This is a genomic window from Mesorhizobium sp. LNHC221B00, assembly GCF_000502935.1.
Classification (GTDB): Bacteria; Pseudomonadota; Alphaproteobacteria; order Rhizobiales; family Rhizobiaceae; genus Mesorhizobium; species Mesorhizobium opportunistum.
The window spans coordinates 21,189-34,069 of record NZ_AYWR01000003.1; the positions used below are offsets into that span (position 1 = coordinate 21,189).

The following is a 12,881-nucleotide window of genomic DNA, read 5'->3' on the forward strand; positions in this document are numbered from 1 at the left end:
ATGAGCGACACGGCCCTCGAGGCGGCGCTGCGGCGCGACCGCGCGGTCGTGACGGCCGCCCTCGTCGTGATCGCGGTGCTCGCCTGGGCCTATGTGCTGTGGCTCGCCGCCGGCATGGTCACCCCCGGTTTGCCCGCGCCGGCCGGCGCGGGCGGCGGCATGGCCGAAATGGACATGTCGAACATGGCCGGCATGAACATAGCCGGCATGGACATGACCGGCATGGACATCGCCGGCATGGACATGGGCGCCACCGCGGCGCCCGTTTTCCGGGCCTGGGCAGCGGCGGATTTCGCTTTCATCTTCACGATGTGGACGGTGATGATGGTCGGCATGATGACGCCTTCGGTGGCGCCGATGCTGCTGCTTTACGCCGGCGTCGGCCGCAAGGCGCGGGCCGACGGCCGGCCCATTGCCTCGACGGGATGGTTCTTTGCCGGTTATCTCGCGGTCTGGGTCGTCTTCAGCCTGGTGGCGACCGCCGCGCAATGGCTGCTCGCCGGCCTTGCCTTGCTCAGCCCTTCGATGGCGACCGACAGCGCGATCCTCGGCGGTCTCGTCCTGATCGCGGCCGGCCTTTATCAATGGACGCCAATGAAGGGCGTCTGTCTGCGGCAATGCCAGGCGCCGATCGCGTTCCTGGCCAGCCATGGCGGGTTCCGTTCCACTCCGATCGGCGCGCTTCGGCTCGGTGTCGCCCACGGCGCCTATTGCCTCGGCTGCTGCTGGGCGCTGATGGCCCTGCTGTTCGTCGGCGGCGTCATGAACGTGCTGTGGATCGCCGGCATCGCCGCACTCGTCCTGCTGGAGAAGATCATCCCCACCGGGCAATTGGTGCCGCGCATCACGGGCGTGCTGATGGCCTCAATCGGCGTCTGGTTCATCGTCGGAGCATCCTGAACAGCTTCGCATCCTCGCCCGCGAACGCCGGGCCCGGAGACAGATGATGTCAGTCGATCGCGGCGGGACGCCAGTAACGCCGAGTAACGGGCAAGGACGGATTTCGACCGGGAACCTCCCTTTACGTAAAGCTGATCGTGCCGACTTTATTTGCGCTCATGACTAAATCGCGGGCGCTCTTGTCCGCAATTCAGGCATTCGGGGCAATCGATTTTCAAACACGTTGGAAATCAGTCATTTCCCTTGACCTCACGGGAATTATCGCCTTCGATGCTGTCCGTGAATGGGAGGCAGCGCGTCGGTTTACGATGCGGGGTTCCGGGAATGGGCCGGAATGGGAGCTGCGTTCACACGGGAAAAAAGATCAGGTTTTGCCTGAAAACAGAAAAGGGTCTGTGGGTCATGAAACACATTGCTATCGGCATTCTTGGCGCCGCTGCGCTTGGATTGATGGCGTCGGCCGCGTCGGCTACCACGCTCGACACGGTCAAGGCGAAAGGCTTCATCCAGTGCGGCGTCTCGACAGGCCTCGCCGGCTTCTCGGCGCCGGACGACAAGGGTGATTGGCAAGGCATCGATGCGGATTTCTGCCGTGCTGTCGCAGCCGCGGTCTTCGGTGACGGTACCAAGGTCAAGTTCACGCCGCTCAGCGCCAAGGAGCGCTTCACCGCCCTGCAGTCCGGCGAAGTCGACATCCTGTCGCGCAATACCACCTGGACCATCAACCGCGACACGGCACTTGGCCTGAATTTCATCGGCGTCACCTACTATGACGGCCAGGGCTTCATGATCAACGCCAAGAAGCTGCCGGGCGTCAACTCGGCCCTCCAGCTTTCGGGCGCCGCAGTCTGCGTGCAGAGCGGCACCACCACCGAGCTCAACCTCGCCGACTACTTCAAGGCGAACAAGATGGAGTACAACCCGGTCGTCTTCGAGAAGCTTGAAGAGGTCAATGCCGCCTATGACGCCGGCCGCTGCGACGTCTACACCACCGACCAGTCGGGTCTCTACGGCATCCGCCTGACCCTCGGCTCGCCGGCGGATCACGTCGTGCTGCCCGAGATCATCTCCAAGGAGCCGCTCGGACCGGCGGTGCGCCAGGGCGACGACCAGTGGTACCACATCGTCAAGTGGACTTATTTCGCGCTGCTCGACGCCGAGGAACTCGGCATCACCAAGGCCAATGTCGATGAGATGAAGAACTCCGCCAGTCCGGAGATCAAGCGCGTGCTCGGCCAGGAAGCCGACACCAAGATCGGCACCGATCTCGGTGTCTCCAACGACTGGGTCGTCAACATCGTCAAGGCCGTCGGCAACTACGGCGAAATGTTCGATCGCAATGTCGGCTCGGGCAGCCCGCTCAAGATCGCCCGCGGCATCAACGCGCTGTGGACCAAGGGCGGCCTGCAATACGCTCCGCCGATCCGCTGACCGAAATGTGATCCGGGAGGCAGATCGTCTGCCTCCCGGTTTCTCTTTCCAGGGGATGGTCGCATGGCATCGCAGGAAATCCTTCGCGAGGAGCCAAGCCGGGCTTCGTTCGTCAATGATCCGAAAGTCCGCAGTCTCTTCTTCCAGACGCTGGTCGTCATCGTGCTGTTCGGCTCTGTCTGGTGGATCGTGCAGAACGTCATCGACAATCTGCAGCGCCTGCACATCGCCTCCGGCTTCGGTTTCCTTAGGGGACGCGCCGGTTTCGACATCTCGGACACGCCGATCGCCTATACGTCGGACTCGACCTATGGCCGCGCCATCGTCGTCGGCCTGATCAACACCATCATCGTCGCCGTCGCCGGCATCATCACCGCCACCATCATCGGCTTCGTCATCGGCATCGGCCGTTTGTCGCAGAACTGGCTGATCCAGAAGATCTGCACCGTCTATGTCGAGATCTTCCGCAACATCCCGCCGCTGCTGGTCATCTTCTTCTGGTATTCGGGCGTGCTGGCCGTGCTGCCGCCGCCGCGTGACAGCTACAACCTGCCCTTCGGCTCCTTCCTCAACCAGCGCGGCTTCTACTTTCCGCGCCCGGTCTGGGGCGACGGCTCCTGGCTGATCCTGGTCGCGCTCGTCGTCGGCATCGCCATGGCGTGGTTCGTCGCTCGCAAGGCGCGTCAGCGGCAGATGGCGACAGGCCAGCAATTTCCTGTGTTGTGGACTTCCGTGGCGCTGATTGTCGGGCTGCCGCTGCTGGCTTACGTGCTGAGCGGCTTTCCGCTGAGCTTCGATCTTCCGAAACAGTCGACCTTCAACCTGACCGGCGGCTTTCAGGTCAAGCCGGAGTTCCTGTCGCTCTACCTGGCGCTGTCCTGCTACACGGCGGCCTTCATCGCCGAGATCGTGCGGGCCGGCATCAGGGGCGTAAGCAAGGGCCAGACCGAGGCCGCCGCCGCCCTTGGCTTGCGGTCCGGATCGATCCTGCGGCTGGTCGTGGTGCCGCAAGCCATGCGCATCGTCATTCCGCCGCTGACCAGCCAGTATCTCAACCTGACCAAGAACTCCTCGCTGGCCATCGCCATCGGCTACCCCGACCTGACGGCGACCGCCGGCACGGTGCTCAACCAGACCGGACAGGCGGTCGAAGGCGTGCTGATCATGATGATCGCCTATCTCATCCTCAGCCTGGTGACATCGGCCGTCATGAACGTGGTCAACGCCAGAATGGCGCTGGTGGAGAGGTAGGACCATGCAGGAACACGACATGACCTGGGTGCGTACCGAGATGGCGCTGGCGCAGCCGCCGCCGGCAAGCGTCAGCGGTCCGATCGCCTGGGTGCGCAAGAACCTGGTCGGCACGGTCGGCGACACCATCCTGACCATCCTCGGCATCATCATCGTCGCCTGGGTGCTGCCGCAGGTCATCGGCTGGGCGTTCATCAATGCCGTCTGGACCGGGCCGGATCGCACCGTCTGCGCGACCGTGGCGCAAGGCGGCATTCAGCCGGATGGCTGGAGCGGCGCCTGCTGGGCCTTCGTCAATGCCAAGTTCGGCCAGTTCATGTTCGGCACCTATCCGGTCGAGGAGCGCTGGCGGCCGATCGTGGTCGCCATCCTGTTCGCGGCGCTGCTGATACCGATGCTGATCCCGCGCGTGCCCCGCAAGGGGTTGAACGCCATCCTGCTTTTCCTGGTGCTGCCGATCGTTTCCTTCTTCCTGCTGGTTGGCGGCATGTTCGGTCTGCCGCATGTCGAAACCTCGCGCTGGGGCGGGCTGCTGATCACGCTCAGCCTCTCCTTCGTCGGCATCGCCGTGTCGCTGCCGCTGGGCACAGTGCTGGCGCTCGGCCGGCGCTCCAAGATGCCGATCGTCAAGATGCTGTGCGTCATCTTCATCGAGGCCGTGCGCGGCATCCCGCTGATCACCGTCCTGTTCTTCGTCTCCGTCATGCTGCCGCTGTTCCTGCCGGCCGGAGTCACCTTCGACAAATATTTGCGGGCACTGATCGGCGTGTCGCTGTTTGCCGCCGCCTATATGGCCGAGGTGGTGCGTGGCGGGCTGCAGGCGATCCCGAAGGGCCAGTATGAAGGCGCCGATTCACTCGGCCTCGGCTATTGGCAGAAGATGAGCCTGATCGTGTTGCCGCAGGCGCTGAAGCTGGTTATCCCCGGCATCGTCAACACCTTCATCGGCATGTTCAAGGACACCAGCCTGGTCCTCATCATCTCGATGTTCGACCTGCTCGGCATCGTCAAGCAGAACTTTTCCGACGCCAATTGGGCAACGGCGCAGACCGCGAAATCCGGTCTCGTCTTCGCCGCCTTCGTGTTCTGGCTGTTCTGCTTCGGCATGTCGCGCTATTCAATGTACACTGAACGCCGGCTCGACACCGGCCACAAACGCTAAACAAAAAAGCAAGGGGACCCCGTCATGGCCACCGAAAATGCCGTCAGCGCGGAAGAGATCAAGGTCAACGCCGCCAAGATGCATATCTCCACCACCGATGTCGCCATCGACATCATCGCCATGCACAAATGGTATGGCGAGTTCCATGTGCTGAAGGACATCAATTTGAAGGTGATGCGCGGCGAGCGCATCGTCATCTGCGGCCCGTCGGGCTCCGGCAAATCGACGATGATCCGCTGCATCAACCGGCTGGAAGAGCACCAGAAGGGTAAGATCATCGTCGACGGCAAGGAGTTGACCAACGATCTGAAGAAGATCGACGAGGTGCGCCGCGAGGTCGGCATGGTGTTCCAGCACTTCAACCTGTTCCCGCATCTGACCATCCTGGAGAACTGTACGCTGGCGCCGATCTGGGTGCGCAAGACGCCGAAGAAGCAGGCCGAGGAAATCGCCATGCACTTCCTCAAGCGCGTGAAGATCCCGGAACAGGCCAACAAATATCCCGGCCAGCTGTCCGGCGGCCAGCAGCAGCGCGTAGCGATCGCGCGCTCGCTGTGCATGAACCCGCGCATCATGCTGTTCGACGAGCCGACCTCGGCGCTCGATCCGGAAATGATCAAGGAAGTGCTGGAGACCATGGTTGGCCTGGCCGAAGAAGGCATGACCATGCTGTGCGTCACCCACGAAATGGGCTTTGCCCGCAAGGTCGCCAACCGGGTGATCTTCATGGATCAGGGCCAGATCGTCGAGCAGAACACGCCGGCCGAGTTCTTCGACCACCCGCGCCACGAGCGCACGAAACTGTTCCTGTCGCAGATCCTGCACTGAGCGATCCGACGCCAGTTCAGGAAGCCCGGCCGCACCACGGCCGGGCTTCCTTGCATTTGAGCGAGTGGATCGCTTGCATTGGAACGCGACTGAGCCGCAGAGTCGCCGCCTCATGAGAAAACTCGGCCGTTTTCTGGCTCTGCTGTTGATAGCGGCCGCGCTCGCCGCGACGCTCGGCACGCTGGTGCCGCGGCCGCTGTGGCCGGCCGCCGCTGCGGGCGAGGGCACCCGGCACATATTGGTGCTGAAGAACCCGATCCACACCGACATCGCCATTCCGGTGGACGATGCCGTGCGCCAGCGCTTTCGTTTCCTGGTCGAGGCCGGCATCCCGGCCGACAGTCCCGAGGTGCGCTACATCGTCTTTGGCTGGGGTGGCCGCGCCTTCTATCTGGAAACGCCGACCTGGTCGCAGCTCAAGGCCATTCCGGTGATGAAAGCACTGACCATTGACGCGTCGGTCATGCATGTCGATGTCGCCGGCGCCATCGCTGAGCCACATCCCGACATTGCCGGTTTCGATATCGGCGAGGACCGTTTTGCGGACTTGCTCGATTTTATCGCAGCCAGCTTCCAGCAGGGGACTGGCGGCCCAATCGTCATCGAGAATGCGGCCTATTCCAGGTTCGACCGCTTCTACGAGGCGAGCGGGCATTTCAACGCACTGGTCGGCTGCAACACCTGGACGGCGGCGGCGTTGCGCACCGCCGGCCTGCGCACCGGCTGGTGGAACCCGCTGCCGGCTTCGCTGGGACTGTCGATGCGGCTGTATGATTAGCGTGGGCATTCCGCGAATTGGCAAGCGTCGCGTTCCTTCGGGCCCCCCTCTGTCCTGCCGGATCTCGCTCCGGCTTTCGCTAATCTCCAACGTTTGCAAAAAGGACGCCGGCGCCAAAGCTGCCAATCTCTCCCCTCGTGGGGGAGATGTCCGGCAGGACAGAGGGGGGCGCTGTCCCGCCAGCCTATCGATTTCTTTATTGTCTCGATGTCCTACCGCCTGACAATCTTCGGTTGCTCCCACCCGTAGAGCCATTCCAGATCCGCCGCGAGCTTTTCCGCCGGCCGCGTCGCCAGCACCAGGTTGCGAGCCAATGCCACCGGGCCCCAGGCGTGCCAGGCCAGCCGGTTGAGCGCGCCGCGCCGGGTCACCTTCTCGACGCGCGGTCGCCTGAGATTTTCCCAAATCGCCAGGCCCTGCTTCGGATCAGCCGGGAAATCGGCAATTACCCCGGCAAGCGTTGCGGCATCTTCGATGGCCATGGCAGCCCCTTGTGCCGCGAATGGGGTCATCGCATGTGCGGCGTCGCCAATCAGGGCGATGCCGGTTGGTGTCGTCCAGTGCAGCTTCTGGTCGACTGTATGGAGCGGCCAGGTCAGCCACGGGCCCGCCATTTCGACCAGTCTTGCAAGGGCTGCCGCCGTGCCGCTCATTGCATTGGCGAGGATGACGGGATCGGCACGACCCGACCAACCCTCGGCAATGCGCTCGCCTTTGGTGAAGGCGACAAGGTTGAAGGCATCGCCCTTGCTGACGGGATAGGCGACCATGTGGAATCCGGGATGCAGAAAAGTCGTGACACAATCAGCCGCCCCAATCGCGGCAAAGGCTTGTCCGGCGCCGCTATCGGCGGTGACAGTCGTGCGCCAAGCCAGTTCGCCGGAAAAACGGCTTCTTGATGATCCTCCCCGAGCCTGATCGACAACCGCGCGCACGGATGACCACACGCCGTCGGCGCCGACCAGAAGGAAGCCCTGCGACTGGACGATCTTGCCGTCCGTCTCCCCGTCCGTCTCCAGCGTCGCCGTCACACCATGGTCGCCTGTGGCAAAGCCGCTGACGCGCGCACCCTTGACCAGCTGAATATTCGGGCTTTCGGCGACGTGTGCGGTCAGCGCGCTCTGCAGATCGGCTCTGTGGGCGACGAGATAAGGCGCGCCCCAGCGTTCTTCGGCGGCTTGCCCGAGAGGGACACGCGCCAGTTCGCGCAACGTCCTTGCGTCCTTCAGCACCACGGCCTCAGGCCGCACCGCGGCCGGCAGCAGCCGGTCGAGCATGCCGAGCTGGCGCAGGATGCGTGTCGCATTGGGGGAAAGCTGGATGCCGGCTCCCACGGCCTCCAGCCGCTGCGCCTGTTCGAACAGCTGCACGGGATAGCCGCGTTCGGCGAAGGCAAGCGCCGCGGTCAGCCCGGCAACGCCCGCTCCGGCGATGACGACTTGCCGGGAGCGCTTGTCATCCATCAGGTCCGTCGCGGAAGGATCAGGCGGCCTGGTCGATGTAAAGGCAGCCCGCCGGCAGCGTTTCCGTCGCCTTCAGCTTCGGCGAATAGCGGTAGAGCGTGGAGCAATAGGGGCAGACCTTCTCATTGTCGTCGCCCATGTCGAGAAACACATGCGGATGGTCGAAAGGCGGATTGGCGCCCGTGCACATGAATTCCTTGACACCGATGTCGATTGCCGGAAAGCCCGCATCGTTCTGGAAATGGGGAATGGAACCGCCTGCCATCGTCGTCTCCTTAACGCAGTCTCGCATGCATCTGGATCATAACAGGTCTCTTTGCAAGATCGATGAAATCAAACTGTCGCAAAAGCCTGTCAGAGGATAAGTTAAGCCGGTTAACCGGCCGAGCTGGTGGGAAGAGCAGGAACAATGAACGAACTGAAGCCGGTGCAGAGCGAATTCATCAATGTCGAGGCGGCAAGCCCGGAGGGCGGCAATCCAGACCGTTTCGTCAATCGCGAATTTTCCTGGTTGCAGTTCAATCGCCGCGTGCTCGAGGAATCGCTGAACACCAATCACCCGCTGCTGGAGCGCGTCCGCTTCCTGTCGATCTCGGCCGCCAATCTCGACGAGTTCTTCATGGTCCGTGTCGCCGGCCTCGCCGGCCAGGTGCGAGAGGGCATCGTCTTGAAGAGCCCTGACGGCCGCACGCCCGAACAGCAGCTCGAACAGCTGCTGCGCGAGGTCGAGCGGCTGCAGGAAGACCAGCAGAAGAGCCTGTCGGCGCTGACCGTGCTGCTCAACAAGGAAGGCATCGAGACCACTACGCGGGATGCGCTGACCAAGGACGAGAAGGCCTGGCTGGAAGAGCATTTCCAGGACCAGGTGTTTCCGGTGCTGACCCCGTTGTCGATCGATCCGGCGCATCCATTCCCGTTCATTCCCAATCTCGGTTTCTCGATGGCGCTGCAGCTTCGCCATCGCAAGAATGCCGAGGAGATGAGCGCGCTCTTGCGCCTGCCGGTGGCGCTGAAGCGCTTCATCCGCCTTCCGGATCGCAAGCACCATGTCCGCTTCATCCCGCTTGAAGAGGCGGTCGGCCTCTATATCGGCAAGCTGTTCCCCGGCTATGAGGTCAAGGGTTCCGGCACATTCCGCATCATCCGCGACAGCGACATCGAGGTCGAGGAGGAATCGGAAGATCTGGTGCGCCTGTTCGAGACGGCGCTGAAGCGCCGCCGCCGCGGTTCGGTGATCCGCATCGAGTTCGACAAGCTGATGCCCAGCGAATTGCGCGACTTCGTTGCCGGCGAGCTTGGCGTCTCGTCGAGCCGCATCAGCGTGCTCACCGGCCCATTGGCGCTCAGCCAGATCTCCGAGATCGTGGCGGTCGCCCGCGACGACCTGAAGTTCACGCCCTACAATCCGCGCTTTCCCGAGCGCATCCGCGAGCATGGCGGCGACTGTTTTGCCGCCATCCGCGAGAAGGACATCATCGTCCACCACCCCTATGAATCCTTCGACGTCGTGGTGCAGTTCCTGCGCCAGGCCATGGCCGACCCCGAGGTGGTGGCGATCAAGCAGACGCTTTACCGCACCTCCAACGACAGCCCGATCGTGCGCGCGCTGGTCGATGCGGCCGAGGCCGGCAAGTCGGTGACCGCGCTTGTCGAACTCAAGGCCCGTTTCGACGAGGAAGCCAACATCCGCTGGGCGCGCGATCTGGAGCGCGCTGGCGTGCAGGTCGTGTTCGGTTTCCTCGAACTCAAGACCCACGCCAAGATGTCGCTGGTGGTGCGCCGCGAAGACGGCAAGCTGCGCAACTACGTGCATCTGGGCACCGGCAACTACCATCCGGTCACCGCGCGCATCTACACCGACCTGTCCTTCTTCACCACCGATCCGACGATCGCCCGCGACGTCGCCCAGCTGTTCAATTTCATCACCGGCTACGCCGAGCCGACCGATGAAATGCGGCTGGCGATCTCGCCCTTCACGCTGAGAAGCCGCATCCTGAAGCACATTTCCGCCGAAGTCGCCCATGCGCTGGAGGGAAAGCCGGCGCGCATCTGGATGAAGATGAACGCGCTTGTCGACCCGATCATCATCGATGCGCTCTATGATGCCAGCCGCGCCGGCGTCGAGATCGACCTCGTCGTGCGCGGTATCTGTTGCCTCAGGCCTCAGGTTCCGGGGCTGTCGGAAAACATCAGGGTGAAGTCGATCGTCGGCCGGTTCCTCGAGCACAGCCGCATCTATTGCTTCGGCAATGGCTATGGCCTGCCCTCGGACGAAGCGATCGTCTACATCTCCTCGGCCGATCTCATGCCGCGCAATCTCGACCGCCGCGTCGAGACCATGGTGCCGATCACCAATCCAACTGTGCATGAACAGGTCCTTGGCCAGATCATGCTCGGCAACATCATGGACAATCAGCAAAGTTTCGACGTATTGGCTGATGGAACCTCCCGGCGCGTCGTGCTGGAGGAGGGCGAGGAACCGTTCAACGCGCAGGAATATTTCATGACCAATCCGAGCCTGTCGGGACGGGGTGACGCGCTGAAGTCGCACGCGCCCAAGCGCATCGCGCAGTTCAAGCGCCGCAAGAAGAACGCTGCAGCGTCCGGCTGATGCTGTCTGATTCCCAGGGCCGGCTGCAGGACCGCCGACCGCTGTCCATCATCGACATCGGTTCGAATTCGATCCGCCTTGTCGTCTATGAGGGGCTGGCGCGTTCGCCGACCATGCTGTTCAACGAAAAGATGCTGGCCGGCCTTGGCCGCGGCATCGTTTCGACCGGCAAACTCGATCCCGAGGCGGTGACACGCTCGATGGAGGAGTTCCGCCGCTTCCGTGCGCTCTCCGACCAGGCCGGCGCCGAGCATATGTATGTCTTGGCCACCGCCGCCGCCCGCGAGGCGATCAATGGTCCCGATTTCATCCACCGCGCCGAAGAGGTGCTGAAGACCGAGATACGTGTCATCAGCGGTCGCCAGGAGGCCTATTATTCGGCGCTCGGCGTCATTTCCGGCTTCCACCCGGCCAACGGAATCGCCGGTGATCTCGGCGGCGGCAGCCTCGAACTGGTCGACGTCAATGGCGAGGCGATCGGCGATGGCATAACGCTGCCGCTCGGTGGCCTGCGCCTGCAGGACATGGCCAAGAACTCGCTCACCCAGGCGCAGAAGATCGCGCGCGACGAACTGGCGCGGGCCAAGCTGTTGAAGGGCGGGCAGGGCCGGCCCTTCTACGCCGTCGGCGGCACCTGGCGAAACCTCGCCCGGCTGCACATGGAGATGACCAACTACCCGCTTGGCGTCATGCACCACTACGAGATATCCGCCGAGAGCGCGACGGCCTTTCTCAAGCAGGTGGCCAAAGCCGAGATCGAGAAGATCAAGGGCATCGAAGGCGTCTCGAAGAACCGCCGCTCGCTGCTGCCCTACGGCTCTATCGTGCTGCAGGAGATCATGGCGGCCATGCAGCCGTCGAAGATCATCGTCTCGGCACTCGGTGTGCGCGAAGGCTTCCTCTATTCGCTGCTCGACGAGGCCGAGCAGAAGGCCGATCCGTTGATTTCGGCATCCGAGGAACTCGCCCGGCTGCGCTCGCGCTCGCTCACCCATTCGCATGAACTGGTCGACTGGACGGCCAAATCCTTTGCCGCCTTCGGCATCGACGAGACCGAGGACGAGGCGCGCTACCGTCACGCCGCCGCTTTGCTGGCCGATATCGGCTGGCGCGCCCATCCGGAGTATCGCGGCAGGCAGTCGCTCAACATCATCGCGCACGCCTCCTTCTTCGGCGTCGACCATCCCGGCCGTGCCTTCCTGGCCTTGGCCAACGCTTATCGCCACGATGGCATCTTCAACGAATCCATCGCGCCCGAAATCAAGGCGCTGGCGACGCCGCGCTATCTGGAACGTGCCCGGGTTCTGGCTGCGATGATGCGCGTGGTCTATCTGCTGACGGCCTCGATGCCCGGCATCATGCCCAGGCTCAAGTGGGAGCAGCGCGCCAACGGCGTGCTGGCGCTGGTGTTGCCGGCCTCGCTGGCCGACCTCTATGGCGAGCGTCCCGCCGGCCGGCTGGCGCAACTGGCAAGGATAACCAACCGCCGGCTGGTGCTGGCGGTCGAGGGCGGCCCGAGCATGTCGGTGAAATAGACACAGTCTACCAGAGCGCACGCGGATATCAGATCAACCCAATCGCGCCACTTGCAAGCGGTTTCGCGTTTGATGACCGGCTTCCCCCAATCCGTCGCTGCTTCGCAGCGCCACCTTTCCCCCCTCCGGAGGGAAAGGAAGGGAGCCTCGTTGGAAAAGGTGTTGGCGGCAATAGGCTCGCGCCTTCCTCTACCCCGTCGATCGGGGGAGAGGTGGCTCGGCGAAGCCGAGACGGAGTGGGGGTCGACCTGGCTCGGGACTNCCTCTACCCCGTCGATCGGGGGAGAGGTGGCTCGGCGAAGCCGAGACGGAGTGGGGGTCGACCTGGCTCGGGACTAAGACGATATCAAACCGCGCCGCGGCCGTCGGCCGACCAGGCGCCCGCACCGGCCATGGCCAGCGCCAGGAAACCGCCTGCGATCGCAATGTCCTTCATCAGCATCTGCTGGTGCAGGAAGGCGAGCGTCGCATCGCCAGCGCCCTGGCCGTAGTGACCGATGAAGCCGGCCGCGATGCAGAAGGCGGCAAGCAGCAGCGCCACGATCCGCATCTGGAAGCCGATGAGGATCAGCAGCCCGGCGATCAGCTCGAACAGGCCCGTGCCCCAGGCGGCAAGCGTGGGCAGCGGCAGGCCCAGGCCGGCGAAATAATTGGTCGTGCCGGCGATGTTGGCCAGCGCCTGGAAGCCGGACGGTACGAAAAGCACGGCAAACAGCAGCCGCGAAACCAGGAGCAATGCGTTGCGAGCCATGGCCCATCTCCCTTGTCGCCGCACAATCGGGCTCAGCCGGCGGCCAGGCAGTCTACGCCTGCGAGGCCACGGCTGAAACCGGAGAGCCACCTATTCCAGACAACGAAAAAGCGGCGCGGAAAATTCCGCGCCGCTTCCATTTAAAAGGCTTGGGAGGGAAGGCTCGGAGCA

Annotated in this window: 11 protein-coding genes; 8 read left to right on the plus strand and 3 right to left on the minus strand. The window is 63.4% G+C overall.

Annotated elements, in window-relative coordinates; genetic code table 11:
• The 6 genes from X741_RS161835 to X741_RS161810 all read left to right on the plus strand — a co-directional run bounded on the left by X741_RS161835 (nt 1) and on the right by X741_RS161810 (nt 6,350).
• Nucleotides 1-900 (plus strand): DUF2182 domain-containing protein, encoded by a 900-nt coding sequence (locus X741_RS161835; protein ID WP_023776384.1) that lies wholly within the window; start codon nt 1-3, stop codon nt 898-900.
• A 402-nt stretch (nt 901-1,302) separates the two neighbouring features.
• The gene (locus X741_RS161830; protein WP_023766421.1) at nt 1,303-2,331 is read left to right on the plus strand and encodes an amino acid ABC transporter substrate-binding protein; all 1,029 of its coding nucleotides are present in this window, start codon (nt 1,303-1,305) and stop codon (nt 2,329-2,331) included.
• Nucleotides 2,332-2,394: 63 nt separating this feature from the next.
• Nucleotides 2,395-3,582, plus strand: a complete 1,188-nt coding sequence (locus X741_RS161825) for an amino acid ABC transporter permease (RefSeq protein ID WP_013896207.1) — start codon at nt 2,395-2,397, stop codon at nt 3,580-3,582.
• A gap of 4 nt (nt 3,583-3,586) precedes the next feature.
• On the plus strand, nt 3,587-4,744 hold the full coding sequence (locus X741_RS161820; protein ID WP_023766422.1) for an amino acid ABC transporter permease: 1,158 nt from the start codon (nt 3,587-3,589) through the stop codon (nt 4,742-4,744).
• A 24-nt stretch (nt 4,745-4,768) separates the two neighbouring features.
• A complete protein-coding gene (locus X741_RS161815) occupies nt 4,769-5,572 on the plus strand; it encodes an amino acid ABC transporter ATP-binding protein (RefSeq protein WP_010915400.1) in 804 nt (267 codons plus the stop codon).
• A 112-nt stretch (nt 5,573-5,684) separates the two neighbouring features.
• Nucleotides 5,685-6,350 (plus strand): TIGR02117 family protein, encoded by a 666-nt coding sequence (locus tag X741_RS161810; protein ID WP_023776385.1) that lies wholly within the window; start codon nt 5,685-5,687, stop codon nt 6,348-6,350.
• Between the two features lie 212 nt (nt 6,351-6,562).
• Here the strand turns inward: X741_RS161810 and X741_RS161805 are convergent, their stop codons facing one another.
• A complete protein-coding gene (locus X741_RS161805) occupies nt 6,563-7,813 on the minus strand; it encodes an FAD-dependent monooxygenase (protein ID WP_023776386.1) in 1,251 nt (416 codons plus the stop codon).
• Between the two features lie 19 nt (nt 7,814-7,832).
• A complete protein-coding gene (locus tag X741_RS161800) occupies nt 7,833-8,078 on the minus strand; it encodes a zinc-finger domain-containing protein (protein ID WP_013896203.1) in 246 nt (81 codons plus the stop codon).
• 144 nt (nt 8,079-8,222) lie between these two features.
• Here X741_RS161800 and X741_RS161795 point away from each other — a divergent pair, with 144 nt between their 5' ends.
• Together X741_RS161795 and ppx are read left to right on the plus strand one after the other, a co-directional pair.
• Nucleotides 8,223-10,424 (plus strand): RNA degradosome polyphosphate kinase, encoded by a 2,202-nt coding sequence (locus tag X741_RS161795; protein ID WP_023776387.1) that lies wholly within the window; start codon nt 8,223-8,225, stop codon nt 10,422-10,424.
• Nucleotides 10,424-11,959: an exopolyphosphatase gene (gene ppx, locus X741_RS161790; protein ID WP_013896201.1), complete on the plus strand. Its 1,536-nt coding sequence runs from the start codon at nt 10,424-10,426 to the stop codon at nt 11,957-11,959. The genes X741_RS161795 and ppx overlap by 1 nt, the downstream gene beginning before the upstream one ends.
• A 346-nt stretch (nt 11,960-12,305) precedes the next feature.
• On the opposite strand, the gene X741_RS161785 is transcribed toward ppx, so the two are convergent.
• On the minus strand, nt 12,306-12,710 hold the full coding sequence (locus X741_RS161785; protein ID WP_023776388.1) for a DoxX family protein: 405 nt from the start codon (nt 12,708-12,710) through the stop codon (nt 12,306-12,308).
• Nucleotides 12,711-12,881: the final 171 nt, after the last annotated feature.